Source organism: Halalkalibacter alkalisediminis (genome assembly GCF_028610705.1).
Classification (GTDB): Bacteria; Bacillota; Bacilli; order Bacillales; family Bacillaceae_D; genus Halalkalibacter; species Halalkalibacter alkalisediminis.
Genome location: NZ_JAQQWT010000004.1, coordinates 51,938 through 77,968 on the forward strand (window position 1 = coordinate 51,938; position 26,031 = coordinate 77,968).

The window sequence follows — 26,031 nt, forward strand, 5'->3', positions numbered from 1 at the left end:
TGGCTTAAAACCTTGCAGTGGCTTCGCTCATTGCTTAGATGGAAAGAAAAAAGGTAAAGTTCGACCTTTTTTCTTTCTCCTAATTCGCCCTGTACTTATGGTGTTTGCAATGGCTTCGCTCACTGCGCGCCCTCTGAGAAGGGCACTCAGATGGCTTAAAACCTTGCAGTGGCTTCGCTCATTGCTTAGATGGAAAGAAAAAAGGTAAAGTTCGACCTTTTTTCTTTCCATCTAAAACATCGGGTTTTCTTCTAGAAAGGTGTGTATATTTTCAACGAGTTCCTCGTTTGTTTCACCGGATACATACTCTCCATTTACAAGAGCAAATGGTTCTATTGCGCAATTTCCACAATTACTTAAACATCCATATTCAATTATATCTAGGTTTGGATCTTTCTCTAATTCTTCCATCGCTTTTTGTGTTCCACTCGCTAAATTGCTTAAGCAAAATTCAATAATCGGACGCATTTTTTCACCTCTTTAATCTTCTTCTTCATGCTACTCCCGTATAGAAAAGAAGTCAATTCTAGAGTCTGTTCAAAAAGGGGAAAATCACCCTTTTTGAACAGACTCTAAGCAATGAGCGGAACCGCTACAAGGTTTTGAGCCTCTAGGAGTGGGGTTATCCAAGAGGCGTGTAGCTTGTGGAGCCATTGCCATCTTTTAGAACACGCTATTCTAGTCTTTCAAATCTGGGTCATAAGAAAAGGTTCTCAACAAAATTCACAAATTTGTTGTTTTTTTTCGGATTCCTAGATATAATCAAAACTGACCAGGGTCACTTTTATGTGAGGAGATAGGATATGAATGAACGAGCAAAAAAAGTAAAGACGAAAGAACGGATTGAACAAGCTGCGTTGGCTCTTTTTCAAGAGAAAGGCTACTCCCGTACAACTGTTCAAGAAATTACAAATGCTGCTAAAGTAGCTAAAGGTACATTCTTCAATCATTTCCCTACAAAGGATTCGATTATGCAATCGCTTGCAAAAGATCGTCTTCAAGCGGTTATGCCATACGTTCAACAATCACATTTTAAAAATAGACCTTTATCGATCAGGTTACGCACTTATTTACAATTTATTTTAAACGATTATGATAGGTATCCATCCTTAACCATTGAGATGTGGAACCATGTACTCAAAGAGCAAACAATACTCTTTGAACATTGGCATGAACTTTTACAGGATGCGAAAACTAAAGGGGAACTGAATTCAGCTGCCTCTGTCTTCACATGGACTCATATCATTCATAGTTTGATCTCACACGGCATTAAAACCTTTGCAACTGAACCGACAAAAGGGCGTTTACTTGAAAACGTCATGACATTGGTTGACACCAGTCTTGAAGCAATTATCGAAAAAAGGGGATATCCATTTATGAAAAAACTCGTTATTTTAGGCGGCGGTTACGGCGGTATGCGTGTACTTCAACGACTTTTACCAGAAGGTCTACCTGAAGATGTTGAAATTACATTAATTGACAGACTCCCTTATCACTGTTTGAAAACGGAATATTACGCGTTAGCAGCAGGAACTGCCGCAGATCACCACCTTCGCGTTGTCTTTCCTGAAGATGCAAGATTGACGATTAAATATGGAACGATCACGAATATTAACCTACAAGATAAAACAGTTGAGTTAGATGGTGATCAATTTGTACCTTACGATAAATTAATTATTGGCCTTGGCTGTGAAGATAAATACCATAACGTGCCAGGTGCTGCAGAATTCACACACAGCATTCAGACAATGGATAAAACAAGAAGAACGTATGAAACACTTAATAACGTTCGTCCGAATGGAGTTGTCTCTATTGTTGGTGCTGGATTAAGCGGTGTTGAGCTTGCAAGTGAACTAAGAGAAAGTCGTCCTGATTTATCGATTAAACTTTTTGATCGTGGAGAAATCATCTTATCTATGTTCCCACGCAAACTTAGTACGTATGTGCAAAATTGGTTTGTTGATCACGGTGTCGATGTGATTAATAAATCAAACATCACAAAAGTGGAAGACGGCATTCTTTATAATCACGACGAACCAATTGAGTGCGATGCGATCATTTGGACAGCTGGAGTTCAGCCTGTAGAAGTCGTTCGTGACCTTCAAGCAGAGAAAGATTCACAAGGTCGAGTCGTGTTAACACCTCAGCACTTCCTTCCAAATAATGAAGATGTGTTTGTTGTCGGCGACTGTGCAAGCCTCCCTCATGCCCCAAGTGCTCAACTTGCTGAAGGGCAAGCTGAACAAATTGTGATGATCTTGAAAAAGCAATGGGCTGGCGAAGCACTACCAGAAGAATTACCTCGTATTAAGTTAAAAGGTGTACTGGGTTCACTAGGGAAGAAACACGGATTCGGTTTAATGGGCGAGCGCACGCTACTCGGTCGAGTGCCACGGGTTTTAAAAAGCGGAGTACTCTGGATGTATAAGTATCATTCTGGTTCATAAATTTCTTAGACCAAATCAAATTAGATTTGGTCTTTTTAATTATTTAAGAAAATTAATATGTAAGCAATGCGCAATAATCAATAGAGACCGTTCCATTTTATTGTGGATAAAAGGAAAAATAGGCTAACTCTCCTGGTTATTCAGCCATACACTATCATAGGTAGATATCCTAATAATAGGTGAGGTGTATCATAAAATGAGTAACCAACAATTTTTTTACAAAGGCCCTATCTCTCGCTCTAAACAAATTGACACCATCATTACAGACATCGAGAACATGAAGCATTTGAATGAACAAACTGTCGTAGATACAAAAAAAGCCATTGATGAATTACTAGAAGATGCGAATAAAACGATTAGAGAAGCTACAAATGATGTCATCTATGAGCTTAAATTACATCTAGAAAAAAAGGTTCAAGAAATTGTCAATGATGTTGCCACTAAAGCAGAGAAATCCGTTAATAAAACGGCTAGAAAAGCGGCAAGACGAGCGGCTAAAAGAGCGGCACGTAAAGCCTCTAATAAAGCCATACAACATGCACAATCTCTCTCAAATATACAAGAGCTCTAAACCGAGTGTCGGCCTCGACACTTTTTTTGTTCCGACTGGTCTTGACTCCCCCATTTCATTAGTCTAATAACTTTTAAAAGCTAATCATGGATTCAGCAAAACACAAATAAAAAAACCGAATCAGCCAAGCTGTTCGATTTTTCCATAGATATCTTTTAATTTAGGGTTTCCTTCTGCTACAACTTCGTCTTCTAATACGACTAGTGGATAGAAATATTCGTCATCCTTGATGGCCTCAGCAAATTTAATATCGATTTCTTCCTCACCTGGATGATCAATATCAATGTATGTAAAATCAAACGAAGTTTCAGGGAACTTACGAGTAATTGCTGCTTCAAGCCATTCCATCGTTTCTTTTGCACTTGGTAAATGAATGCAACTTGCGCATTTTTCTTCTGCTCCATAGACTGTAATCTTTACCATATCCACCATCTCCTCACACCCTTTTCTAACAACATTATATTATACAAGCTCAATATTGGATAGCACGTTGGGTAGACTCGGTTCAGTTACCGAGAGGTCAGTTTATCACTTTTTCCAAATTTTCACTTAAAGTCGAGTGGAAAATCAAGCAGAATCATGGATTTTTTTTTGAAACCCCATTATAATAGGTAGTAGAAAGGAGTTGTTTGAAATGGCAACAGCTGAAATGATTGAACAAGTTAGTGAAGTATTAGATAAGCTTCGTCCTTTCTTGCTACGTGATGGCGGGGATGTTGAACTCGTTGATGTAGAAGATGGAATTGTGAAGGTACGTCTTCTTGGTGCTTGCGGATCATGCCCAAGTTCTACAATTACGTTAAAAGCAGGTATTGAACGCGCGCTTCTTGAAGAAGTTCCTGGCGTAAAGGAAATTGAGCAAGTCTTTTAATAGGAAAACGCCCGACATTGGTCGGGCGTTTCTTTTTCTTTTTACATATAAAATTGCTCAAACATGGACTCTGCTTCTTCATACGTATTAAAAAGTGCATCATCCGCTTCAATCGGATGGTAAAAATCAAACAGCAACAAAGATAACTGTTCAGGATTCATTGGATCTCTTGCGATCGTTGCTTCTTGAATCGTTGAAACGGTTTGGGTATGTGGGTTGCGGTAAATGATATACACTTGTTGCCCAACTTGTAATTGCTGAATATCAATCATGGCGGACCTCCCCTTTTTGTTGGTTTGCCCGCCATGATTTAAAACTATTCAATTTGTTTGAGCAGATGTTGCTTTATGAGAAATTCCTTTTTTGACTTGAATGCCTACTTTTGCTGGTCGTAAGACAGCCACTTCAAAGGCAGGAAAATGTCGTTGTAGTTTATTTTGTATCTCTTCCCCGCGCTTGGCTGGAGCTAAGCATAACATCGTTGGACCTGCCCCGCTTAAAGCAGCGCCATATGCCGATGTTTCTTCTTGAACGACACGAATGACTTCTTCAAGGTGAGGAATTAGTTCGCGGCGGTACGGATGATGAAATAAATCTTCATTCATCATTTTCCCTGCGGCTTCCCAGTTTCCTTGTAGAAGAGCGGCTACTAAAACATTCGCGACACTGCTTGCTCTTACAGCTTGACGATAGTCAAGTTCTTCTGGCAAAACCCCTCGGGCCTTTTTCGTTTTTAGTTCTTCAGAAGGAACGAGTAAAACGAGATCGACTTCGGGTATTCCACCGTACAATACATCTGTAGAAGTTTCCGTATGCGTCCCAATGACAAGACCTCCGTAGATTGAAGCGGCCACATTATCTGGATGACCCTCCCATAAACTTGCAAAACGAATTTTCTCTTCAACTGAAAGTGGCTCTCCCACCAATTGATTGGCAAGCTCAATTCCGGCCACAATGGCAGCTGCACTGCTACCAAGACCACGTGCTAGCGGAATGTCACTCGTCATCTCCACATGACAAGGTGGTAGCTCTTGACCAAGCTCTTTTGCGACATGCGCAGCGACTTGATAAATTAAGTTATCTTCTCCTGTTTCAATACCTTGTAAATCAACAGAAGAAGAGGCAAACAACCACTGATCTGAAACTTTCACTTCAAGTGTTAAAAAGCGATTAACTGCAAGCCCGACTGAATCAAAGCCGGGGCCTAAATTGGCAGAGCTGCCAGGAACCGTAATGGAGAATGGTTCTAGGCTCATGAAGTGACACCACCTTTAAGGTGAGAAAGGAATGCTTCTTTATCATTTGGTAAAACAGTTGGTTTGACTGTTACCGTATCGATTGCTGTGTTTGGATCTTTTAAGCCATTGCCTGTTAGGACACAAACAACAGTAGCTCCTTTTTTGATCTCACCAGAGGCAATTTGTTTTTTCAATCCTGCTAAAGATGCACAAGAAGCTGGTTCTGCAAACACACCTTCACGACTTGCAAGCAGTTGATACGCTTCTAAAATCTCCTCGTCTGTTACGAAGTCAATGGAACCATCCGATTCTTCCTTCGCTGCAACTGCTTTATCCCAGCTAGCAGGATTTCCGATACGAATAGCTGTTGCGATTGTTTCTGGCTCTTCGATTACTTCACCACGAACGATTGCCGCAGCGCCTTCTGCTTCAAATCCGCGCATTTCCGGAAGACCTGTACCTTTTTTCTCATGGTACTCCTTGAATCCCTTCCAGTACGCTGTGATATTACCAGCATTCCCAACAGGAATCGCAAGTACATCTGGAGCTTTCCCTAAAGCATCAACAATTTCAAAAGCCGCTGTTTTCTGTCCTTCAATTCGGTAAGGATTTACTGAATTTACAAGAGTGATTGGCTCTGTTTCACTGATCTCACGAACGATATCAAGTGCGTTATCAAAGTTCCCTTTAATTTCTAATACCTCTGCACCGTACATAACCGCTTGGGCAAGCTTGCCGAGCGCGATCTTCCCTTCAGGGATAACAACGACACATTTAAGTCCCGCACGAGCTCCATAAGCCGCAGCAGCCGCAGACGTGTTTCCTGTAGAAGCACAAATAATCGCTTTGCTTCCTTCTTCTTTTGCCTTGGCAACCGCCATCACCATACCACGATCTTTAAACGAACCTGTTGGGTTCAGACCTTCGTATTTAACAAAAATCTTTACGCCCCACTCTTTGGAGATGTGCTCAAGCTCAATAAGTGGTGTATTTCCTTCATGTAAAGTAAGCAGAGGCGTTTCCTCTGTAACAGGTAAAAATTCTTTATATTCTTGGATTAACCCTTTCCAACGACTCATTTCTAGCGTCCCCCTTCGACACGATAACAGCTTTCAATCGATTCAATGACATCAAGCTCTGATAATTTTTTATATAGATTCTCATAGTTTTCCTTGTTTGTGTGATGAGTAATCACGATAACTTCAGCAACTTCATGGCCTTCAATTGGCAACTGTAGTAGCTTTTCAAAACTGACTTCATATTCTGCAAATAAGCTTGTGACCGCTTGGAATGTACCTGCTTGATCAACGACACGCAGACGTAAGAAATACTTTGAGTCAATTTCATTCGCTTCTTTTAATACTCGTTGATGAAGCGGCTCTTGAACCGCACGACCACAAACGCCTAGACGCATATTCTTCATCACGGATACTAAATCAGAAACAACCGCTGTAGCTGTTGGCAAAGAACCAGCACCTGGTCCATAGAACATCGTCTCTCCTACTGCTTCTCCGTACACATAAACGGCATTATACTCGTTATGCACTGATGATAAAGGATGCTCCTTCGGCAGTAAAGTTGGCTCAACGCTCACTTCAACACGTCCATCATCACGTTTAGCCAAACCGATTAATTTCATTGTATATCCTAATTGATCACAATAATCTAGATCTGTTTTCGTAACAGAAGAAATCCCTTTGACCGTGACATCATCTAAGCTCACATTCATTGAGAAGCCAAGTGTTGCTAAGATCGCCATCTTACGCGCTGCATCTAATCCTTCTACGTCTGCTGTTGGGTCGCTTTCTGCAAAACCTAACTCTTGTGCTTGTTTTAATACATCTTCATAAGAACTACCGTTTTGCGTCATTTTTGTGAGGATATAGTTGGTTGTTCCATTTACAATCCCCATCATTTTTGTAATGCGATCTGCAGATAAACCATCACTTAAACTTCTTAAGATTGGAATGCCTCCAGCAACGCTTGCTTCATAATAAAGATCACAGCCATGCTCAGCTGCTACTTGAAGAAGCTCAGCTCCGTAAATCGCCATTAGATCTTTATTTGCGGTCACGACATGCTTGCCGTTACGTAGAGCCGTTAAAAGATGTTCTTTTGTCGACTCAATCCCACCCATTACTTCAATGATGACATCTATGTCTTGGTCAAAAAGAACGTCTTCAATTTGATCTGTTACTAATGAATCATCCATTTCAACCACTCTTTGTTTCTCTATATCACGCACTAGTACTTTTTTAACCGTTACAGGGCAGCCAACTTGATGGCGTAATTCTTCTTGATGCCGGCTAATAATGGAAACGACACCCGTTCCTACTGTACCTAGGCCAAGTAATCCGATCCGAACTTCCACTGCTGACATGCTCTCCACTCCTTCTTCATCTTCCGTTTCATGTATATCTAAAAAACACAAATGTTTATCTATAAAGGACATTATAGACCTCTTTTCGGCGAAGTACAATAGACAATTTATAAAAATTCAGAAAAAATAAATAAGGGAAAAATATGCAGCGGTTTCAACATTAAAACAAGGGGGTTCACCTAAAAAAATAAACCTATATCCAGTCTTAGTTCATAACGATTGGATACAGGTTTTATTCACTATTGATTTACAGCCAATCAATCGGAGGCACTTGATGCGTCCCTACACCTCTGGTCATAAGTACATGTTCGGCAAACTCTTTTAGGAATCGTTCATTTTTATGTTCATTTTGTAATATGTGTAAAAAGCTTTGACCGCGTTTAATCTTTTCATCCGTAATTTGACTGCGGTAATAATCTTCAACGGCTTCGAAATAATGCAGCGGAAACAGCAGTCTGGCATATAGTAACTTCCATGAATATGTGGTAAATGTTTCATACTGTTCATAGCCACGAATAAATGTGTTGATTTTTTCCCAAGAGAACGCCTCCTCGGTCCAATGCTGATCTCGAATCCATTCAGCGACATCCCGACATGGATGGTCATAAACAAATTCAGTAGGTCGTTTCACAATATCACCAGCTTCTGATAACACGAGCCAAGTACGATCATTGAACCGTCGGTGGCAAATCGTGGGCTTTTCCTGTTCCAAGCTCCGGTCGTCAATCGTGGCGTCTACTACATATTGAATCGCATTTTCTGTTAATCCCATAAAGTATGGATAGGAGAATAAAAAGGCTTCGTCTACATAGGAGCGTGGCCCTTCATATAAAATTTGTTGGTACCATCCTTCTAGCTGCTCCAATCTTGTCTCCCATAGTTTCGGCCATTGTCCAAAGAAGTCGTATCCTTTCTTATTATAGACCAGTTGTTTTCCAAAATAATGGACGGTTGCTAAATGGGCTCCTTTTTCCTCTACACTTTGAAAACGAAAGATTGCTTGCCGTTCGCGCTCTTCTCCATTTGGTAATGGACAGACATACACTTCTTGCCCATCAATCAGTCCCGACCTGCCTTTATAAAGGGTCGGAAGCGGTTCTAATATCGACGTATCCCCTACGCGCCTTAAGTAATCTGAATAAGCAAGCATCTCTTCTTCCTGTAACATACATTCTTCCTTTGGTAATAAAATATACGACTTCCCTCCTGCCTCAAATCCATCATATTCACCGACCGAAAACCTTGTTTCACAATAGATCCCATAAATGTCATAGAGATTTCGTTCAAACATTAACTTCCCTCCTCAAACATACACTCCTTTTCCTAGTCTATGACCCAAATGAATAAAATGTGTATATGCACAGTAGACTAGTAGTAGCAATAAAATAGATGTCAAATAAGAAAAAGGTTCTTTTCTTGAATGTACGGCTTTTTTCCCTCAGGTATGTTAAGTTTAAAAAAGAAGTCTTTACTGTCTTATAGTAGAGATAGAACTAGTCGTCGGAGGTGCTACGTATGACAAAGAGAAATATGGATGAAGTTGAAATCAAAGCAAGAGAATGGCTAGTCGAACGTGGAGTGACATTAGATGATATCGCTGAACTCGTTTATTTTTTGCAAGTAAAATATCATCCAGACTTACAATTAGAAGTATGCAAAGAAAATGTTGATCGAGTACTTCGCAAAAGAGAAGTTCAAAATGCTGTGATAACAGGTATTCAATTAGATGTCCTAGCAGAGAAAAAATTGCTAGATCAACCATTGCAGGACATTATCGACCGAGACGAAAGTTTATATGGAGTCGATGAAATCATCGCCCTTTCAATTGTAAATGTATATGGTTCAATCGGTTTCACCAATTATGGGTATATCGACAAGCAAAAGCCAGGAATCTTAGAGAAATTAAACGATAAATCTACTGGTGAATGTCATACATTCCTTGATGATATTGTTGGTGCGATTGCAGCTGCAGCTTCCAGCCGATTAGCACATAGCGCTGCAAATACCGAATAAAAAGTAAGTTCGACTAGAAAAAAGGCCGTTTCACATTAAATGGCCATTTATTTCAGCATAAACTAGCTTCGTTAAGTGAAAATCCCCCAGCCTATTCAAAAAATAAAAAAGCACCTAATGGTGCTTTTTTCTACATCAGCTGCATCGTTGTAATGCAAGTAGGATCCCCTTCGAATGTGGAAAGCTCCGATTCGACTATTTTCCCTTCATATGCAATCGATACGCGATATGTTTTTTCTCGAGGTAGCCACAAATCAATAAATCCGTTAGATTGAGATTTCAATGTTTCTTCAACTATAACGTTTCCTTCCGTGTCTTCAATATATACGTTCAATTCTTCGTTTGTTAATTCTCCTTGACAACCTGTCAAGTTATGGTTGGCTCAAGGATGGGTTTTATCGATGTACGGTGCGATGGAAACAAAAAAGTCGTCTTCAGGTAAGTCGTAGATGAACTGGTTTCCATCGCTTTCGGTCACAATCAGTTGATGCGATGTAATAGAAGCAGTTTGACCTTCTATCTTTCCTACACTATAATCATGAACCAATTCCTTCATGTTTGTAGCTTCATTTACTTGTGTCATATTATTTTCGTCGTTTGCCGTAAAAACAAACACCGCTAGGACAACGGAGATCAATCCAATAACTGCAAGAATGTTTCTTTTCATTTTGCTTCTCTCCCCATCTCTTTCCATTCTTTATTTTCTTTCTTTACTTCGAATTTATTTTACCATGATCTAGTTTAAATGCCTTTTGAAACAATGGGCAAACATATGAACATTTCCACTCTAATCACATGTCTCTATTTCATTCCATTAAAGAGTACATAGCGCGAATTCTTCTAATTCACACGTTTTTTCCACTTGATCTAGTAAGGGTAATTTTTCTAACCCCACAACGAAGTAAATGGTGATATGATGGGAGGAAGACCTACCATTGGGGGAAGAGTATGAACAAAAAGACGAAAATGGTTATCTATATTCTTCTGGCGACGATTTGGATTATTGGAACCGATTATATAGTTGCACAATTAGACATAAGTCCACAATTTTATGCAACACTTCAAAAAGCGAAGGCATTATTTTTTATCTTATTAACAAGTTTCTTTATCTACTTTTCGTTTGTGAAACAAGAAGAAAATGAAGCCGTGACAGCTGAGAAGGAAAAGCTAGAGGCATTAATTAATTCAATGGTTGATTTCGTTAATTTTAAAGACGGGGAAGGTAGATGGACTCAAGCCAACGACTTCGCTTTAAAGTTATTTCAAATATCTCATGTTGATTACAAAGGAAAAAAAGATTCCGAACTCGGTGCTTATAGTGCCTTTTACAAGGAGGCCTTAGAGTATTGTGAAACTTCTGATGAAGAAGCGTGGAAACTCGGGAAAATATCGAGATGGACAGAAGAAGTCCCAATGCCTGATGGTACAACGAAAACGTTTGACACTCTTAAAATTCCTCACTTCCATGAAGATGGAACGCGAAAGGAATTAGTCGTTGTAGGTCGTGACATCACAGAGCAAGTGATTGCTGAGAAAAAGTTGGAACAAAGCAAACAAAAATACAAGTCATTGATCCAATACAATCCTGAACTCGTTTATATTCTTAACGCTAAAGGGGAGATCATTGAATTAAATCCACGGTTTGAAGCGCTGACTGGCTACACTCCAGACACCTTCCTAGGTAAATCGGTTCTATCGTTAATCTCGGAAAAAGACCAAAACGAAGTTAAATACGCGTATCTTGAAATTCTTAAAAAAAGAGAATCTATTATCAATAAAGAAATTGAAATCATTCGAAAAGACGGAGATAAAAGGATTTTAATATGTACGGCGGTTCCAACTGTGATCGAAAATAAAGTAGTAGGCGCCATCGGCTACGCGCTTGACATCACAAAAGAGAAAGAAACCGAAGAACGCTTACGTAAAACAGAAAAGCTATCTGTCGTCGGAGAACTTGCTGCTAGTGTCGCTCATGAAATTCGCAATCCGTTGACTTCGATAAAAGGATTTATTCAATTCATGCAATCAAATGATGATAAAAATGGTACTTATTTTAAAATTATGCTTGATGAGTTAGAGCGCATTAACCAAATTTCGAGTGAACTGTTAGCTTTAGGCAAACCACGCGAAGTTCATTTTGAACAAAGCGATATCAATGATATTTTTACAAGTGTGATGTGGTTGCTTGAATCGCAGGCTAATTTATATAGTGTTGAGATTGAGTACACGAACGAACAGAATTTACCTTTAATCGACTGTGAGCCTAATCAATTGAAACAATTGTTTATCAATGTGATTAAAAATTCCATTGAAGCAGATTCAAAGAAAATCTCAATCAATATCACTCATGAGAGTGAGTATTTGAACATTTCTATAAAGGACGACGGGAATGGCATTGATCATGATCGAATCGAACGTTTAGGCGAACCTTTTTATTCTTCAAAGGAAAAAGGGACAGGTTTAGGCTTAACGGTCAGTTATAAAATCATTCAGTCGCACAAAGGACAGATTTCCTTTAACAGTAACCTCAACACCGGAACAACCGTAACGATCTTACTTCCTATAAAAAAGGGCTAGGTCCTCTGTAATGAACCTAGCCCTTTTTTATTTTAAGACAACGCCTCGACACGCTTAAATGCTACTTTAAACTCAGTTCCTATTCCTTTCGTACTTTCCACTGATATTTGCCCATTTAAAGCATCTACAAGACGAAAGACGACCATCGTCCCTAAACCCGTTCCTTTTTCTTTCAGGGAAAAAAAAGGAGTTCCTAGCCTAGATAATTCTTCTTCTGTCATTCCGACACCACTGTCTGCAAGTTGAATCGTTACATACTTGCCTTCTGCTGAAATCGTTACGTCTAACTCCCCTCCACCAGGCATTGCTTCAATGGCATTTTTAGCTAAATTAATGATCAGTTGTTGAAATTTCTTACGATCAATACTAATAAAATACACATTTGATTCATCATGAAGGATGCGACACTTGACATTATGCATGAGTGCCAACGGATTGATTACGTTAATCGTATACGTAATCTCCTCTACCACGTCAATGGGTTCAAGATTAATTTCTTCGTAAGGCTTCGCATACGTTAAGTAGTCGGTTATGATAGACTCGGCTCGGTTCAATTCTTGGAGAGCTAAGCCTAGGTGTTGATCTCTTTTTTCTTTGTTTAAGTTCTCATCCTTCATCACTAGTTGGATAAACCCTTTTGTCACGGTTAATGGGTTTCGAACTTCGTGAGAGATAGAAGAAGCCATTTCACTTAACCCTTTAAATTTATCTTGTATGTAATAATTTTCCATCACTTCATTTGCTTTTTTTAAATACTCAACTAAGTAAATCAAACCAGCAGTCAATAAAAGTTTGGTTACAAAACTTGTGAAAATAAGGCTAGGATGAATTTTGGTCATCGTTCCAAACATTAAATGACAGGTCAAAAATTCTAATAGAAGATATGATAAGGACAAAAAGATAGAATAATATATTTTCTTTTTTAAAGAAAGAGAATTCAATTTAGGAATATACCATGTATATAACAAAACAAACATTATGACAATTGTGATGAAGTGTACATAAAAACCATCTCCACCTATAAAGAAGCGGTTCACAACGGAGAACAATGACAAAGTAAGAACCACATTCCTACCACCATACACAGCCCCAATTAAAATAGGAATAAACCTCAAGTCAAACACATGTCCATGATGTTCATAAATGGGAAATTTCATACACAAGGCAATTGAAGCGACTGATAAAATGATTAGAAGGAGTTTATTATTTCGTTTAAACAACTGATGTACATTGACAAAAATGTGATAAACGAAAATACTCGTCAAAATAATCAACACATTCATATATAAATTTTCCATAGATAACCACCTAACTTTTTTAATGGTCCATACTTGTTTACTACGTTCTCATCCTATTCCTTGTCCATTTTACCATTTCTAACGACCCCTGTAACTTCATGCTGAAATCAGATACTCTCTGGTATGAAAGTCCACGAATACTAGCCTCTATCCCCAAACAAAAAAAACGTCAGAGCACCTAAAATACTCTGACGTCCCTTTTTATTCAAATGTCCATTCTGCTAATGAATCAATCGCGTGAGTCGGCTTATCTTCATAGGAGTCGATATGCTCTTTTGTAGACACTCCTGTATAAACCATTAGCGTATCCATGCCCGCACGAATCCCAGCTAAAATATCTGTATGATAATTGTCTCCAATCATAATGGTGTCTTCCTTTGCTAATCCAATGACTTCTAAAGCTTGTTCGACAATAATCGATTCTGGCTTTCCAATGAACTTAGGCGTTACCCCTGTTGAAACAGATATGACGGAAACAATTGAACCCGCGCCAGGCAATAGGCCACGCTCTGTTGGCAAAGCTACGTCTCCATTTGTCGCGATAAAGGTCGCACCTGCTCTTACATTTAACGCTGCTTTCGTAAGCTTCTCATAATTTATTGTCCGATCTAAACCAACCACTACAAAGTCAGCACCTTCATCGACAATCTCATGTCCTTCTTCTTCAAGGGCAAACTTTAGCCCCTCTTCCCCAACCATACAAACTCGAGCATTTTTTTTGAGTTCTGAAATGTAAGTAGCAGTTGCCATACTTGTTGTAAACACATGCTCAGTCGTTGCAGGGACGTCCATTTCTCTTAAGTGATTTGCCACGTCCTCTGGTCGCTTCGTCGAATTATTCGTAACAAAAAGATATGGCAAATTCCTTTTCTCGAGTTCCTTTACAAACGTTACCGCCTCATCAATTTTTTCACTGCCGCGATAAACCGTTCCATCTAAATCAATTAAAAAACCTTTGTAACCCTTCATGTTTTCCCTCTTTCTACGTAAAAATATATGTAGGTGCACAATTAAATTTTGTGCACGTTTATCGTTCTTTTACTTTATAAACACAACTAGAGGCATTTTCCTTTGCAATACAGGATTGCCTTTGGACATGATCGGTATTTAGCAAACGTTTAAACAATTGCTGTTCACAGGAACAAGCAACTGGATACTCCCTTGCTACTTGCGCGATCGGACAATTATATTCAATAAACTCAAAAGAGCCGTCCTCCACTTGCTTGTATTCAACCATATAACCACCCTCACTTTGAACACGAGCTAATGCCTCGATACGTTCTTTGAGAGAACCCGTCACTTCTGATTGATATTTTTCGAAAAGACGTTCTTTTCGTTGTTCAAACAATTGATCGACGATTTCCGTTCCACTCAGGTCCACTAGATCTTTAAGGATGCCTAATGAGAGTTCATTGTAATTTCTCGGAAACGATTCACTTCCTTTTTCCGTTAAAAAAAATCTGTGAATCGGCCTTCCCATCGCTTGTTTTTCAAGCCGTGATGTAATCAACTCTTCCTTTTCTAGTTCTCGTAAGTGTCTTCGGATTGCCATTTCTGTCACATCAAGTTCCGTTGCTAAAGTCGAAACGGTTAGCTCTTTATTACGTTTTAACAATGTTAAGATTACTTGACGTGTAGAGGTCGCCTCTTTTTTCACAACGATCACCATCCTTACCTTCATTGTATGCGATGATCATTAAATTGCAAAATCATGTCACTTGTGAAAAGTCTAACAGATTCTTCCAATGACTATTTTATTTTGGTAAAAATGCACTTACTGGCCCTAATTCTTCAACTAAATATCGTCTGATTTCTACAGGGAAATTGGTTAACGATTGTTTATGTTCAAGTAAAAGGCTTAGTAGCTGCTCATGATTAACCTCTGTATAGTTTTGCACGAGCTGCTTTCGTAAGCCGATGATCGCCTTTAAATTGCTGGCATCTACTTGTTGCACCACTTTTTCGTCTTCTAAAATATCGATAATATCCTCATATCCACCTGGATCGCGCATGATAAATCCATCGATCATGCTGTTTCCAACATCAATAATCGATTCAATCATGACATAAGCGATTCGCTCTAGAGCAAGCTTCTGAGTTAAATCTTTTAAGTCATTTAATTGACTAACATGCCCTTCTAGCTTCTCCATATAAACAAGCGTTTGTTCAATTTTTTCACGGTCAACGAAATACACACGTAACCCCTCCACTTCATTCATCTTTCTTTATATGTAGTATACATCATTCTCAAGGTCTAAGTCCTACCGTTTCTTCATTGCTCTACACATGGTATGATACGTATATATAGGAAAGAAAAGGAGCTTATGCCATGTCGGAACGATTTTATTTATATGACGAAGTAGAAGACACACGAACAAGATTTGTCAGTTTCATGGGAGAACATCAACGCTTTGACCTTGCTATTGTGACCTCATCTAGATATTACGGAAAGCAACTCGTTCTTGACATTCAATCAAGCCGTTTTGCGATTATTGGATCGGACGACTTAGAAGAACCCGGTTATATTGAACATGCTTACAACTTATCAGCTGAAGAAGCTGAAGAGTTACGTTCGTTTTTAAGTGAGCTTGTCTAAGGTTGGCCACGTCGTGCATCTCGGCTGATTTGAACCCTTTTCTCATCCATTCCCTTAAGTAAAGACTTCCCCTTACGGACATAATAGTCGTAAGGAGGTGGGAAGTATGGCGAAAGCAAAACAGTCAGGCTCTCATGACAAAGAAGCTCAAGTGTACACGGATTTTTCCAATGTAGAAACGATGCGTAACTTCATCGTTCCTGAGCAAACACCAGAGGGGCCCTATGGTTCACCCTTTAATAAAGATACACCTGTTGTAAATAAAAGTACTCCTTGGGAAGAAGGCCAACGTTCTTACAGTGCCTTTAATTATGAATTTAAGTCGTTGCATCAAAACTTACCAAGACAATTTCCAGGTGCCCATCCAACTCATGATGACCCAAATAAAAATGAAGAACCACCTTATACAACGAATGACCTCACTTAAAGGCACAAAGGCAATGCAAAAAAAAAACAGCCTAATTTGGCTGTTTTTCTTTTTCTTCTTTTACCCGCTTAATAACGAAATAGGCACATCCAAAATTACAAAATTCATATAAGTAATCGGGCAGTGTACTAATTTTCGTATCATGGGTTGATTTTTTATGGCGGTCTTCAAAAAAACCTCTCAACCGAAGTTGATTGTAGCCCCAGTCTCCTACAATGTAATCGTATTTATTTAAAACATCAGAGTACCGAGCTTTGAAAGCCTCTTCATCCCAACCATCTTTAACATCTTCTACCACTTCATAGTGCATCCCTTGAATGCGAACCATCTGGCTCACCTCTCCATTTTAGCTTACCTTATTATACCACATCTCACTTTAGACAACAGCTTTTCCTCTTTTACCTCCATCATTTACTAGCAGTAAAACGACTTCATAATGGTCATTCTTAAAGTAGGGGAGGTTTGATTATGTTAAAAAAATCATTACTCATTACTGGCCTAGCTAGTATGATGCTTGTTGCAGGCTGTCAAATGCCGGAGCAAGGACAGTCGTTGCAACGAACAGCCAATTATGATAGTCATCAACCGAATGGTGGGTATTATCCCATTAACCGAGTAAACCAAACTCAAAGTTACAATCATTACGGATATCAACGATATGACAGAGAACATGTCAATAACAATGGTCGACAAAATGTCATTCCTGCCGTAGACCGTAGCTTATTAGCTGACTCGGTAACACGGTTAGTCTTAACCAATGATGTTGTCAGTGAAGCTGGTGCCCTTGTGACGGATAAATACGTTCTTGTTGCCTATGACGCACAAGCTGATAACCGAGAATCTGTCGCAGACCAAGTAAAACGAAGCGCGTTGTCGATCGTTCCTCGTTACTATGAGGTTTATATATCAGATAACCCAGATCACTTTGATGAGATTGAGCGTTTCCAACACATGACAACAGGATCTGCTGACATGGAAGGAGCTCTTACTCAAACGATTAACGAGATGACACAAGCATCTCCACAAGGTCAGTACAACGAAGAAACAGACGATAACATCCAAATCATGCAACAAAAACAAAGACGATTAATGGATAGATAAAATGGAACTTGCTTAAGACCAAATCGTTGTGATTTGGTCTTTCTTTTGTGGGGGTGACAAAGGCTGGCTTGGCGCAGACACTAGGAGCGGTCAAATTGTCCTTTAAACAGGTGTTGCGGACATCAGAGCCGTTATTTACGTTGAAATCGCCTTTCAAGTAGGCGCTGCGGACATCAGAGCCGTTATTTTCTGAAATACGGTCCTGATGTCCGCCCAAATGAGGAAATAACGTCCCTCATGTCCGCGAACCAAGGAAATTAGAGCTTTTTCATTGAAATAGCGACTCCTATGTCCGCTAAACAAAGAGAGATAAAAAAACACTCGAATCCGAGTGTTTTTTAGTATTATATTGTTTCTTCACATATAACGAGAAAACCGCTCGTTATAACAACCAATAACGAGAAAACCACTCGTTATACAACCAATAACGAGAAAACCGCTCGTTATACAACCAATAACGAGAAAACCGCTCGTTATACAACCAATAACGAGAAAACCGCTCGTTATTGGTTTGTCACTTTCTTAGCTTCGGCGCGGACTTGGGCTTCATTTACTTGCTCGTCTGCGTGGTAAGAAGAGCGCACTAGCGGGCCAGCTTCACAGTGATTGAAGCCTTTGCTTAACGCAATTTCTTTCAATTCAGCAAACTCATCTGGATGGTAATACTTTTGTACTTTTAAATGTTTCTTTGTTGGTTGTAGGTATTGACCGATTGTCATAATATCTACATTGGCAGCACGTAGATCATCCATTGTTTCTAGAATTTCTTCTTTCGATTCGCCAAGACCAATCATCAAGCTTGATTTCGTTGGAATGTCTGGGTGTAATTCTTTTGCACGCTTTAAGAATTCAAGTGTACGCTCATATGTAGCACGCGCACGAACTCTTGGTGTTAAACGGCGAACCGTTTCAATATTATGGTTCATGATGTTAGGACGTGCATCCATTAATGTTTTTAAGTTATCAAAGCTTCCTAACATATCTGAAGGCAGAACTTCGATCGTACAGAATGGGTTACGACGTCTTACCGCACGCACCGTTTCAGCATAAACAGCCGAACCACCATCTTTAAGATCATCTCGTGCTACAGCAGTAATGACGACATGCTTAAGCCCCATCTTTTCAACGGATTCTGCTACGCGTTCTGGTTCTTGTAGATCGAGTTCATTCGGAAGACCTGTCTTTACCGCACAGAAACGACATGCACGCGTACAAATGTCTCCAAGAATCATAAAGGTTGCCGTTTTACGAACAGCCCAACACTCATGGATATTTGGACAACGAGCTTCCTCACATACGGTGTTAAGCTTGTTTTCTCTCATCATTTTTTTTAAGCCTGTGTAAGACTCGTTTGTGTTTAATTTTATTTTAAGCCACTCCGGCTTACGTAAATGTTCTTCTTTCTTTGCCATTCTAGTTCCACCATCCAATCTTCAATTTGTCCAAATCCATGGCAACTCTCGCACTAGCTCTAAGAAAATCGCTCAGAGCTTTCACAATAAGTAGGCGCTTGAACAAATTTTCTCTATACTACTTTATCATGATTTCACGAAAATAACCAAGCGAGCGCTCAAAATTTCCAATGATTCTCTCCGATTTTTTTAGCTTTTTATCCCACACTATATAAAGAGATAAAGCACGGATTTTAAAATCCATGATGCACTTGGAAAAGAATGAAAGGAGCCAAACATGAGATTACAAAAAATCATCGTATTAGCACTTATTGCCGTGTTTGTTTCTCTCCCCCTCGTAACCTACGCGGCTGATCAAAAGGCAGATCTTACGTCTGAGCAGATTTATGAGAAACGAATGGATTTATATAAAAAGGTAGAAACCTTAACAAGCGTACCGTGGCAATATTTAGCTGCTGTTGATACGTATGAGAGAGGTCTTCGACGTGCTCTGAATGACCGTCCAAAAGAGGATGGCTTCATTTCCATTTATTTTTCTGAAAACGAATGGGCTGGTTCATTGAACCCTAACAAGCAAGATACCCATCCTCTTTCCATTCAAATGTTTGGGGGAATTGGACTTGATGGGGACGGGGACGGCGTTGCTGATCGATTAAATGATGAAGACGTTCTTTATACCCTTGCTCACCAATTCGAACAATACGGAGTCAGTGAGGAAGATTTTAGAATAGCTTTATGGGAAAAATATAAGCGAGATCAATCAGTAAGAATCGTACATGGGCACGCGCTTGTTTATGAAAAGTTCGATCGCTTAGATTTAAATGATCACGCTTTTCCAATGCCACTTAATTATAACTACAGCTATAAAAATACATGGGGAGATCGTCGTGGTTGGGGCGGCCGACGCATCCACGAAGGCACGGATATTTTTGCCGGCTATAACGTACCCATTCGTGCCACGGCATATGGTCGTGTTGAAATCAAAGGATGGAACAAATATGGCGGTTGGCGAATTGGTATTCGCGATTTAGATAATATTTACCACTATTACGCTCATCTTAGTGGCTTTGAAAAAGGTATTGAAGAAGGAAGCATCGTGGCCCCAGGTGACGTAATTGGTTATTGTGGAAGTTCTGGGTACGGAAAACCAGGTACACAAGGAAAGTTCCCACCCCACCTCCACTATGGCATGTACCGCGATAACGGTCGACTTGAATGGTCTTTTGATCCATACCCTTCTTTAAAGCAATGGGAACGCAAGGCTTATCAAGACCGGAAAAAGAAAAAATAAAAAAGGCAAACATCGCCTAATGAGCAAGGGCACTGAAAAAGGTATGGTTTTCACCTTTTTCAGTGCCCTTTAATTAACAGAGGATGTTCCTTTTTCAAGCATAAATTGGGAAATTAAGAAAAGACTAGCTCTATATACACTATTTTTTAAAACAGCGAGGTTAAAACAAATGTCTAAAGAACAAATAGAAAAGTTAACTTCTTTAAGAACCTCCCAAAAAGAAATTACAAACGAGTGGATCAACTATTGGTTGGAATATTCTTTTCTTGATACCTGGCAATTCTGGATTGTCGCTTCCATGTTAATTCTTCCTCTAGTTATTCTTTACTTTAAAATGGATCGAAGCAAAGCTTTTCTTTTGGGATTTTACGGATTCAATATCCATGTTTGGTTTTCGTATACAGATACGATTTTCGTGAGAATCGGTTTAGTGAGTTACCCGTATCAGGCCATTCCAGTTATACCTGCTAATTTCGGTTTAGATGTTTCTCTTGTTCCTGTTTTATTTATGTTTTTATATCAATACGTCTTAAACCATAAGAAAAACTACTACATCTATGCTACAGGGCTAAGTGCAGCTTTGGCTTTTGTTTTAAAACCTTATTTAGTTGTTTTTAACTTATTCGAACTGCATAACGTCAATTATTTTCATTTATTTTTAGCCTATGTCGTTGTGTTTCTTGTATCGAAGTGGATTACCGATCTCTTTTTGTATTTTACGAAGACTAGTAAGATCGCGTAAAAAAGCTCGGGACCTGATCCCGAGCTTGGTCTATTTACTTTTTATTTTTTGCTACTTTCACGGCATTGGCAATACTAAGTCCCATACCGCCCCAAATCACGATCATTCCAACGATCATCATGACAACTGCACTCGTACTCATGATTACTCAACTCCCGTTTGATTGTCTTTTGTAGAAGGCTCTTCTAGTTCATTTTTTTGCCATTTAAGAGCTGCAAAAATGAATCCAACGATAATAGCTAAAATCGCTACACTCCATCCAGAATAAATCAGAAACGACGTCGGATACCCTTCATAATTATTTGTTACATTCTCAATTGTATTTTGAATAAACATATAACCAAGTACGACTGGTGTAATGACTCCTAAGCAAATCTTCCACCATAGGCCTGTACGGAAATCAGAAACGCCATTTGCGTGGTCTTGAAGTTCAGGTAGCTTTTTTACAAACCATGATACCGCAACAACGGAAACAAGTCCCGCTAGAGCCACACCGAATTGATTAATAAAGTAATCAGCTGCGTCTAAGAAGAATAGTCCACCTTGCGTTGCAAATAAGATCGAGATCAAGGCAGAAAGCCCCCCACCAATCATAACTGCTTTAACACGTGAGATTTTAAACTTATCTTGTATACCTGATACGAACGTTTCGACAATAGAGATTAATGACGAAAGCCCTGCTAGTACTAATGAACCGAAGAATAACACTCCGAAAAATCCATTCATACCAGGGAACGTATTAATAATTTCTGGGAAGACCACAAACGCTAACCCAATTCCCGCACTAGCTACTTCATTGATACCCACACCAGATGCATTTGCCATAAATCCAATCGCTGCAAATACCCCGATACCAGCTAATAACTCAAAGCTTGAATTACTAAAACCAGTAATAAAGGCATTGTTGTTAATGTCTGATTTCTTTGGTAAGTAACTCGAGTACGTAATCATAATCGCAAAACCAATCGATAAACTAAAGAAGATTTGTCCATACGCGGCTACCCATACGGCCGGTGTCATAATTTCAGACCAATTTGGTTTAAAGAACGCATCTAAACCAAGCATCGCTCCTTCAAGTGTAAGAGCTCGTACAACAATGAGTAAGAACATCACAACCAACAACGGTATAAAAATTCGATTGGCTACTTCAATTCCGCGCTTAACTCCTTTAAATAACACACCTAGTGTGATCACCCACACTAAAACAAGTGGAATAAAGACACCAGGTACAAGCGATCCTATATCTCCAGGAGCCCCTCCTGACACAAGATCCACACGTTTTAAATAATCAGCCATTAAGAAGCCGCCCGTATCCTCTCCCCAACGCTGGTTCACCGCAAAGTACGTGTAAGCCATTGCCCATGCGATAATAACCGCATAGTAAGTCGAGATCACAAATGATATCGCAATTTGCCACCAACCAATCCACTCTGTTTTCTTACTTAAGCGTGCATACGATAACGGAGCGGAACCACGGTATTTATGACCGATGGTAAATTCCATAATTAAAAGTGGAATCCCTGCTGTTAATAAAGCAAATAAGTAAGGGAAGAAAAAAGCTCCTCCTCCATTTTCATATGCTACATACGGAAAACGCCAAATATTACCAAGTCCTACGGCAGAACCGATCGCCGCTAAAATAAATCCTGCGCGCGTTCCCCACTGTTCTCTTTCTTTCATTACAAGTACCCCTCTTCTTCTATTTATTCCGTGTCTGAATTATCCGAAAATAATAACCACTACTAATGAATTTTCTTTTTGTACCTGAATTAGTAGTTATTCATTTTAAAATGTTCTGACTATTCGCTATTGTATTATAGTGAATTTTATCGAATTTTGTCAACAGGTAAATGTAAAAATGCAATTTAGAAAATACTGGCTAACTAAGCACGAATGTGTATCCTCCATAAAAAAGAAGCTCGGAATAATTTCCGAACTTCTATCTCCTTAAATTAAAACTTATTTTTAGCTTTCGAAACCTTGACAGCATTGGCAATACTTAATCCAAGTCCTCCCCAAATGATGAGCATTCCTAGAAGCATCATCGTTACAGCGCCACCACTCATATGATCCACTCCTTTATTATTTTCTTGGAATAGTTAAGTCTCCTTTACCCCACTTCGCTTTGGCAAATAAGAAGCCGATCACTAAAGCCCCAATTGCGACTAACCAACCTGATCCAAATAAGAATGCACTAGAGTATCCCTCATAATTACTTGTTAGGTTTTCAATCGTATTTTGGATAAACATAAATCCGAGAACAATTGGTGTCACAATGCTTAAGCAAATTTTCCACCAAGATCCTAAACGGAAATCAGACACACCATCTGCATGCGTTTGAAGTTCTGGTAGTTTTTTTGTAAACCACGAAACGGTAATAACTGAAACAAGACCTGCAAGGGCAATACCGAATGTGTTAATAAAGTAATCGGCTGCATCTAAGAAAAATAGACCGCCTTGAGTAGCAAATAAAATGGAGATTAAAGCAGATAACCCTCCTCCGATTGCCACAGCTTTTTGTCGTGAAAATTTAAATTTGTCTTGAACACCGGAAACAAACGTTTCAACAATGGAAATGAGTGAGGATAAACCTGCTAACACAAGCGATCCAAAGAACAGCACCCCAAACAATCCATTCATCCCTGGAAACGTATTAATGATTTCTGGGAAGACGACAAAGGCTAAGCCGATTCCAGCGCTAGCTACTTCTTCTACTCCAACTCCTGATGCATTGGCCATAAATCCTAATGCAGCAAACACCCCAATCCCAGCTAATAATTCAAAACTAGAATTACTAAAACCGGTAATGAATGCATTGTTGGTAATATCAGATTTACGCGACAAGTAACTCGAGTAAGTAATCATAATCGCAAAAGCGATCGACAAACTGAAGAAGATTTGCCCGTAAGCAGCCACCCACACTCCTGGCGACATGATCTCACTCCAATTTGGTTTAAAGAAAGCGTCTAAACCAGTCATTGCACCTTCAAGCGTAATGGCTCGAATCACAATCAGGAAGAACATCACTACGAGCAATGGGATAAAAATGCGATTTGCCAGTTCAATCCCGCGTTTAATCCCTTTAAATAACACACCAAGCGTAATAATCCACACTACCACTAATGGGATAAAGACACCTGGTACGAGCGAGCCTAGATCACCTGGTGCTCCTCCTGCAACAATATCCACTCGTTGAAGATAGTCACCCATCAAGAAACCACCCGTGTCTTCCCCCCATTTTTGATTAACCGCAAAATACGTATACGACATCGCCCAAGCAATAATGACCGCATAGTAAGTCGCAATGACAAAGGCAATGGCTACTTGCCACCAACCAATCCACTCAGCCTTTTTGTTCATTCGTGCATAGGATAATGGAGCCGATCCACGATATTTGTGTCCAAGTGTAAACTCCATAATGAGAAGCGGAATACCTGCAGTAATAAGAGCAAATAAGTACGGTAAAAAGAAAGCTCCTCCTCCATTTTCATACGCAACATACGGAAAACGCCAAATGTTACCCAGTCCTACGGCCGATCCAATCGCGGCCAAGATAAAGCCGGCACGTGTTCCCCATTGTTCTCTTCCGTTCATGTTCTTTCACCCCACAGTCATCAATTTATAAAGCGCTTACATTTATTGTTTATTCAAAAATTCAAATATTTAGTCTAACTATTTTGTTTTTTTATAATCATTTTATCAACTACTTTATCACGGTTGTCCTTTGATGTAACAAAGTACAACTTTGTTACTAAGAGTTCGATAAATTATGTTCATATAGAAATTAACCTTTAGGAACTTAGTTGCTTTCATCTGATTCTGATGCATTTTCTTTTGTCGACTTTAACAAACCTCATCTACAACTAATCTAAAAAAACAGACCCACTAAACTAAGGGCACAGAAAAAGGTACGATTTTCACCTTTTTCTGTGCCCTTTAAGCAATGAGCGGAACCGTTGCTTTGTCTTAAGCCTGCTATGAGTGGGTTTCTCCTAGCAGGCGCGCAACGTGTGGAGCCATTGCTGCTTCCTCGAATCTCTAAAAGGGACTTCTTCAATGGCCTCACTAAAACTAAGGCCTGTTTTGATAAAATTAATGCATATAATAAAGATCGGTATCTATCACTTCTTCATATCCATTTGTATAATGGACTTCTAATTGTACAGTAGTCTGTTCATCTCCCTCAAACTGAACAAACCAGTTCGTTTCACCATATTCTTCATATTCATCAGAATCACCATACCTCATATATTCACCATCACGTAACTCTAATTTCTTTTTTTCTATTTCTCCACTTTTAGTCTTAATGAGTGCGTACATTTCAGCCACTTCATACAAATCTGATTCTCTATGATATTTAGCGACAAACAGCTCGTAATGTATATCCCTAGAGCCACTTGTATGAGTCGTTCCATATCCAATCGATAACGGATCAGGTTGATAAATTTCAGTCGGAATATACCCAATCTCACTCCCTTTCATTACAGACCCATTCGAGGAAATTTGATAAGAGTAATGATCTTTTGCGTTTAGAGGAATCGTTGCCTGATACATAGATCCTGAAATCCATTCTGCTTCGACTTCCATCCAATTTCCCTTCTCACCTTTTCGATATAGGAAGTTGATTTGTGCATCTCGCTCCACTTCTTGCAACGTCCACTCGACATCTACATGAATAGCATCAGGTCCCGTCGTTGGTTCGCTTCGTGTAAACTGAATGTTTTGTACCCACCTGTCACGTTCTTGCCATTGATACAACTCATGCTCAATAGACGATAACCTGTGTTCAATCCCGTGTGAACTAGACGATACATAATCCATCAAATTCATCTTCATTTGTTTCATTTGAAATAAGCCATACACATTAAGGAGCACACTTCCTATTAATAAAACAAGGATGAACTTAGTTGTCCCTTTCATTGCTTTCCTCCTATTGGTCATATTGCTATTGTATAAACTAAAACGTTGACCGAGCACATAACCTATTTTATGAACCAAAACTAAAAATGACATGTTTCATGATAAAGAGTAGAGGTTCTACCTCATTCGTGGTTTGCATCTTGTCCG

Annotated in this window: 30 protein-coding genes and 1 pseudogene; 12 read left to right on the forward strand and 19 right to left on the reverse strand. The window is 39.3% G+C overall.

Going from position 1 to position 26,031, the window contains the following annotated elements; genetic code table 11:
- Nucleotides 1–208, forward strand: a 208-nt coding sequence (locus PQ474_RS07460) for a hypothetical protein (RefSeq protein ID WP_273841477.1), incomplete at its 5' end; no start/stop codon positions are given.
- A 23-nt stretch (nt 209–231) separates the two neighbouring features.
- Here the strand turns inward: PQ474_RS07460 and PQ474_RS07465 are convergent.
- Nucleotides 232–468 (reverse strand): YuzB family protein, encoded by a 237-nt coding sequence (locus tag PQ474_RS07465; protein WP_273841479.1) that lies wholly within the window; start codon nt 466–468, stop codon nt 232–234.
- Nucleotides 469–803: 335 nt separating this feature from the next.
- Between PQ474_RS07465 and PQ474_RS26390 the strand changes: the two are divergent.
- The 3 genes and pseudogenes from PQ474_RS26390 to PQ474_RS07475 all read left to right on the forward strand — a co-directional run.
- Nucleotides 804–965: pseudogene (locus PQ474_RS26390) on the forward strand (TetR/AcrR family transcriptional regulator); the annotation flags it as partial.
- Nucleotides 966–1,376: 411 nt separating this feature from the next.
- On the forward strand, nt 1,377–2,447 hold the full coding sequence (locus tag PQ474_RS07470; protein ID WP_337956352.1) for an NAD(P)/FAD-dependent oxidoreductase: 1,071 nt from the start codon (nt 1,377–1,379) through the stop codon (nt 2,445–2,447).
- A 196-nt stretch (nt 2,448–2,643) separates the two neighbouring features.
- Nucleotides 2,644–3,018, forward strand: coding sequence for a hypothetical protein (locus tag PQ474_RS07475; RefSeq protein WP_273841483.1), 375 nt, complete (start codon nt 2,644–2,646; stop codon nt 3,016–3,018).
- Nucleotides 3,019–3,138: 120 nt separating this feature from the next.
- Here PQ474_RS07475 and PQ474_RS07480 read toward each other — a convergent pair whose 3' ends face one another.
- A complete protein-coding gene (locus PQ474_RS07480; protein WP_273841486.1) occupies nt 3,139–3,450 on the reverse strand; it encodes a YuzD family protein in 312 nt (103 codons plus the stop codon).
- A gap of 202 nt (nt 3,451–3,652) precedes the next feature.
- Here PQ474_RS07480 and PQ474_RS07485 point away from each other — a divergent pair, with 202 nt between their 5' ends.
- On the forward strand, nt 3,653–3,889 hold the full coding sequence (locus PQ474_RS07485; protein ID WP_273841488.1) for a NifU family protein: 237 nt from the start codon (nt 3,653–3,655) through the stop codon (nt 3,887–3,889).
- Between the two features lie 41 nt (nt 3,890–3,930).
- Here PQ474_RS07485 and PQ474_RS07490 read toward each other — a convergent pair whose 3' ends face one another.
- The 5 genes from PQ474_RS07490 to yutH form a co-directional block, all read right to left on the reverse strand.
- Nucleotides 3,931–4,161: a transcriptional regulator SplA domain-containing protein gene (locus PQ474_RS07490; protein ID WP_273841490.1), complete on the reverse strand. Its 231-nt coding sequence runs from the start codon at nt 4,159–4,161 to the stop codon at nt 3,931–3,933.
- Nucleotides 4,162–4,209: 48 nt separating this feature from the next.
- Nucleotides 4,210–5,145 carry a homoserine kinase gene (gene thrB / locus PQ474_RS07495; protein WP_273841492.1) on the reverse strand — a complete coding sequence of 312 codons (936 nt, stop codon included), beginning with the start codon at nt 5,143–5,145 and terminating at the stop codon, nt 4,210–4,212.
- Nucleotides 5,142–6,206: a threonine synthase gene (gene thrC, locus PQ474_RS07500; protein WP_273841495.1), complete on the reverse strand. Its 1,065-nt coding sequence runs from the start codon at nt 6,204–6,206 to the stop codon at nt 5,142–5,144. Before thrC ends, thrB begins: the two co-directional genes overlap by 4 nt.
- Before the next feature lie 2 nt (nt 6,207–6,208).
- Nucleotides 6,209–7,507 carry a homoserine dehydrogenase gene (locus tag PQ474_RS07505; RefSeq protein ID WP_273841497.1) on the reverse strand — a complete coding sequence of 433 codons (1,299 nt, stop codon included), beginning with the start codon at nt 7,505–7,507 and terminating at the stop codon, nt 6,209–6,211.
- A 247-nt stretch (nt 7,508–7,754) separates the two neighbouring features.
- The gene (gene yutH, locus PQ474_RS07510) at nt 7,755–8,798 is read right to left on the reverse strand and encodes a spore coat putative kinase YutH (RefSeq protein ID WP_273841499.1); all 1,044 of its coding nucleotides are present in this window, start codon (nt 8,796–8,798) and stop codon (nt 7,755–7,757) included.
- 224 nt (nt 8,799–9,022) lie between these two features.
- Between yutH and PQ474_RS07515 the strand changes: the two genes are divergently transcribed.
- Complete coding sequence (locus tag PQ474_RS07515) at nt 9,023–9,520, forward strand: phosphatidylglycerophosphatase A family protein (RefSeq protein WP_273841500.1); 498 nt, start codon at nt 9,023–9,025, stop codon at nt 9,518–9,520.
- A 130-nt stretch (nt 9,521–9,650) separates the two neighbouring features.
- On the opposite strand, the gene PQ474_RS07520 is transcribed toward PQ474_RS07515, so the two are convergent.
- Nucleotides 9,651–10,187 (reverse strand): CueP family metal-binding protein, encoded by a 537-nt coding sequence (locus PQ474_RS07520; RefSeq protein WP_273841503.1) that lies wholly within the window; start codon nt 10,185–10,187, stop codon nt 9,651–9,653.
- 281 nt (nt 10,188–10,468) lie between these two features.
- On the opposite strand from PQ474_RS07520, the gene PQ474_RS07525 reads away from it, so the two are divergent.
- Complete coding sequence (locus PQ474_RS07525; RefSeq protein WP_273841505.1) at nt 10,469–12,097, forward strand: PAS domain-containing sensor histidine kinase; 1,629 nt, start codon at nt 10,469–10,471, stop codon at nt 12,095–12,097.
- Nucleotides 12,098–12,129: 32 nt separating this feature from the next.
- On the opposite strand, the gene PQ474_RS07530 is transcribed toward PQ474_RS07525, so the two are convergent.
- The 4 genes from PQ474_RS07530 to PQ474_RS07545 form a co-directional block, all read right to left on the reverse strand.
- Nucleotides 12,130–13,395 (reverse strand): ATP-binding protein, encoded by a 1,266-nt coding sequence (locus tag PQ474_RS07530; protein ID WP_273841506.1) that lies wholly within the window; start codon nt 13,393–13,395, stop codon nt 12,130–12,132.
- Between the two features lie 201 nt (nt 13,396–13,596).
- Nucleotides 13,597–14,364, reverse strand: coding sequence for a TIGR01457 family HAD-type hydrolase (locus tag PQ474_RS07535; protein ID WP_273841508.1), 768 nt, complete (start codon nt 14,362–14,364; stop codon nt 13,597–13,599).
- A 58-nt stretch (nt 14,365–14,422) separates the two neighbouring features.
- Nucleotides 14,423–15,052, reverse strand: a complete 630-nt coding sequence (locus PQ474_RS07540) for a helix-turn-helix transcriptional regulator (RefSeq protein ID WP_273841510.1) — start codon at nt 15,050–15,052, stop codon at nt 14,423–14,425.
- Between the two features lie 97 nt (nt 15,053–15,149).
- Nucleotides 15,150–15,590 carry a DUF86 domain-containing protein gene (locus PQ474_RS07545; protein ID WP_273841512.1) on the reverse strand — a complete coding sequence of 147 codons (441 nt, stop codon included), beginning with the start codon at nt 15,588–15,590 and terminating at the stop codon, nt 15,150–15,152.
- A 134-nt stretch (nt 15,591–15,724) separates the two neighbouring features.
- Here PQ474_RS07545 and PQ474_RS07550 point away from each other — a divergent pair, with 134 nt between their 5' ends.
- Together PQ474_RS07550 and PQ474_RS07555 are read left to right on the forward strand one after the other, a co-directional pair.
- A complete protein-coding gene (locus PQ474_RS07550) occupies nt 15,725–15,991 on the forward strand; it encodes a DUF3055 domain-containing protein (RefSeq protein ID WP_273841514.1) in 267 nt (88 codons plus the stop codon).
- Nucleotides 15,992–16,097: 106 nt separating this feature from the next.
- Nucleotides 16,098–16,418, forward strand: coding sequence for a cytosolic protein (locus PQ474_RS07555; protein ID WP_273841516.1), 321 nt, complete (start codon nt 16,098–16,100; stop codon nt 16,416–16,418).
- 31 nt (nt 16,419–16,449) lie between these two features.
- On the opposite strand, the gene PQ474_RS07560 is transcribed toward PQ474_RS07555, so the two are convergent.
- Nucleotides 16,450–16,746, reverse strand: coding sequence for a YutD family protein (locus PQ474_RS07560; RefSeq protein ID WP_273841518.1), 297 nt, complete (start codon nt 16,744–16,746; stop codon nt 16,450–16,452).
- Between the two features lie 140 nt (nt 16,747–16,886).
- Here PQ474_RS07560 and PQ474_RS07565 point away from each other — a divergent pair, with 140 nt between their 5' ends.
- The gene (locus PQ474_RS07565) at nt 16,887–17,519 is read left to right on the forward strand and encodes a YhcN/YlaJ family sporulation lipoprotein (RefSeq protein ID WP_273841520.1); all 633 of its coding nucleotides are present in this window, start codon (nt 16,887–16,889) and stop codon (nt 17,517–17,519) included.
- Nucleotides 17,520–18,022: 503 nt separating this feature from the next.
- On the opposite strand, the gene lipA is transcribed toward PQ474_RS07565, so the two are convergent.
- A complete protein-coding gene (lipA, locus tag PQ474_RS07570; RefSeq protein ID WP_273841521.1) occupies nt 18,023–18,931 on the reverse strand; it encodes a lipoyl synthase in 909 nt (302 codons plus the stop codon).
- Nucleotides 18,932–19,208: 277 nt separating this feature from the next.
- On the opposite strand from lipA, the gene PQ474_RS07575 reads away from it, so the two are divergent.
- Together PQ474_RS07575 and PQ474_RS07580 are read left to right on the forward strand one after the other, a co-directional pair.
- A complete protein-coding gene (locus tag PQ474_RS07575) occupies nt 19,209–20,222 on the forward strand; it encodes a M23 family metallopeptidase (RefSeq protein WP_273841523.1) in 1,014 nt (337 codons plus the stop codon).
- A gap of 169 nt (nt 20,223–20,391) precedes the next feature.
- Entirely contained in the window at nt 20,392–20,964 is a 573-nt protein-coding gene (locus PQ474_RS07580) for a CBO0543 family protein (protein WP_273841525.1), read from the forward strand.
- 34 nt (nt 20,965–20,998) lie between these two features.
- Here the strand turns inward: PQ474_RS07580 and PQ474_RS07585 are convergent, their stop codons facing one another.
- The 5 genes from PQ474_RS07585 to PQ474_RS07605 all read right to left on the reverse strand — a co-directional run bounded on the left by PQ474_RS07585 (nt 20,999) and on the right by PQ474_RS07605 (nt 25,884).
- Nucleotides 20,999–21,106: a methionine/alanine import family NSS transporter small subunit gene (locus PQ474_RS07585; protein ID WP_273841527.1), complete on the reverse strand. Its 108-nt coding sequence runs from the start codon at nt 21,104–21,106 to the stop codon at nt 20,999–21,001.
- Between the two features lie 2 nt (nt 21,107–21,108).
- A complete protein-coding gene (locus tag PQ474_RS07590) occupies nt 21,109–22,644 on the reverse strand; it encodes a sodium-dependent transporter (protein WP_273841528.1) in 1,536 nt (511 codons plus the stop codon).
- 272 nt (nt 22,645–22,916) lie between these two features.
- Nucleotides 22,917–23,030, reverse strand: a complete 114-nt coding sequence (locus tag PQ474_RS07595) for a methionine/alanine import family NSS transporter small subunit (RefSeq protein ID WP_273841530.1) — start codon at nt 23,028–23,030, stop codon at nt 22,917–22,919.
- Between the two features lie 16 nt (nt 23,031–23,046).
- Nucleotides 23,047–24,558, reverse strand: coding sequence for a sodium-dependent transporter (locus PQ474_RS07600; protein ID WP_273841531.1), 1,512 nt, complete (start codon nt 24,556–24,558; stop codon nt 23,047–23,049).
- A gap of 498 nt (nt 24,559–25,056) precedes the next feature.
- Nucleotides 25,057–25,884: a hypothetical protein gene (locus tag PQ474_RS07605; RefSeq protein ID WP_273841533.1), complete on the reverse strand. Its 828-nt coding sequence runs from the start codon at nt 25,882–25,884 to the stop codon at nt 25,057–25,059.
- Nucleotides 25,885–26,031 lie beyond the last annotated feature (147 nt).

Coding starts and splice junctions, on each gene's coding strand:
- PQ474_RS07590 (WP_273841528.1), bottom strand. CDS start 22,644: ATGAAAGAAAGAGAACAGTGGGGAACGCGCGCAGGATTTATTTTAGCG.
- PQ474_RS07575 (WP_273841523.1), top strand. CDS start 19,209: ATGAGATTACAAAAAATCATCGTATTAGCACTTATTGCCGTGTTTGTT.
- PQ474_RS07585 (WP_273841527.1), bottom strand. CDS start 21,106: ATGAGTACGAGTGCAGTTGTCATGATGATCGTTGGAATGATCGTGATT.
- PQ474_RS07505 (WP_273841497.1), bottom strand. CDS start 7,507: ATGTCAGCAGTGGAAGTTCGGATCGGATTACTTGGCCTAGGTACAGTA.
- PQ474_RS07580 (WP_273841525.1), top strand. CDS start 20,392: ATGTCTAAAGAACAAATAGAAAAGTTAACTTCTTTAAGAACCTCCCAA.
- PQ474_RS07535 (WP_273841508.1), bottom strand. CDS start 14,364: ATGAAGGGTTACAAAGGTTTTTTAATTGATTTAGATGGAACGGTTTAT.
- yutH (WP_273841499.1), bottom strand. CDS start 8,798: ATGTTTGAACGAAATCTCTATGACATTTATGGGATCTATTGTGAAACA.
- PQ474_RS07560 (WP_273841518.1), bottom strand. CDS start 16,746: ATGGTTCGCATTCAAGGGATGCACTATGAAGTGGTAGAAGATGTTAAA.
- PQ474_RS07475 (WP_273841483.1), top strand. CDS start 2,644: ATGAGTAACCAACAATTTTTTTACAAAGGCCCTATCTCTCGCTCTAAA.
- PQ474_RS07530 (WP_273841506.1), bottom strand. CDS start 13,395: ATGGAAAATTTATATATGAATGTGTTGATTATTTTGACGAGTATTTTC.
- thrB (WP_273841492.1), bottom strand. CDS start 5,145: ATGAGCCTAGAACCATTCTCCATTACGGTTCCTGGCAGCTCTGCCAAT.
- PQ474_RS07605 (WP_273841533.1), bottom strand. CDS start 25,884: ATGAAAGGGACAACTAAGTTCATCCTTGTTTTATTAATAGGAAGTGTG.
- PQ474_RS07525 (WP_273841505.1), top strand. CDS start 10,469: ATGAACAAAAAGACGAAAATGGTTATCTATATTCTTCTGGCGACGATT.
- PQ474_RS07470 (WP_337956352.1), top strand. CDS start 1,377: ATGAAAAAACTCGTTATTTTAGGCGGCGGTTACGGCGGTATGCGTGTA.
- PQ474_RS07595 (WP_273841530.1), bottom strand. CDS start 23,030: ATGAGTGGTGGCGCTGTAACGATGATGCTTCTAGGAATGCTCATCATT.
- PQ474_RS07465 (WP_273841479.1), bottom strand. CDS start 468: ATGCGTCCGATTATTGAATTTTGCTTAAGCAATTTAGCGAGTGGAACA.
- PQ474_RS07515 (WP_273841500.1), top strand. CDS start 9,023: ATGACAAAGAGAAATATGGATGAAGTTGAAATCAAAGCAAGAGAATGG.
- PQ474_RS07485 (WP_273841488.1), top strand. CDS start 3,653: ATGGCAACAGCTGAAATGATTGAACAAGTTAGTGAAGTATTAGATAAG.
- PQ474_RS07550 (WP_273841514.1), top strand. CDS start 15,725: ATGTCGGAACGATTTTATTTATATGACGAAGTAGAAGACACACGAACA.
- PQ474_RS07555 (WP_273841516.1), top strand. CDS start 16,098: ATGGCGAAAGCAAAACAGTCAGGCTCTCATGACAAAGAAGCTCAAGTG.
- PQ474_RS07600 (WP_273841531.1), bottom strand. CDS start 24,558: ATGAACGGAAGAGAACAATGGGGAACACGTGCCGGCTTTATCTTGGCC.
- PQ474_RS07480 (WP_273841486.1), bottom strand. CDS start 3,450: ATGGTGGATATGGTAAAGATTACAGTCTATGGAGCAGAAGAAAAATGC.
- lipA (WP_273841521.1), bottom strand. CDS start 18,931: ATGGCAAAGAAAGAAGAACATTTACGTAAGCCGGAGTGGCTTAAAATA.
- PQ474_RS07565 (WP_273841520.1), top strand. CDS start 16,887: ATGTTAAAAAAATCATTACTCATTACTGGCCTAGCTAGTATGATGCTT.
- PQ474_RS07490 (WP_273841490.1), bottom strand. CDS start 4,161: ATGATTGATATTCAGCAATTACAAGTTGGGCAACAAGTGTATATCATT.
- thrC (WP_273841495.1), bottom strand. CDS start 6,206: ATGAGTCGTTGGAAAGGGTTAATCCAAGAATATAAAGAATTTTTACCT.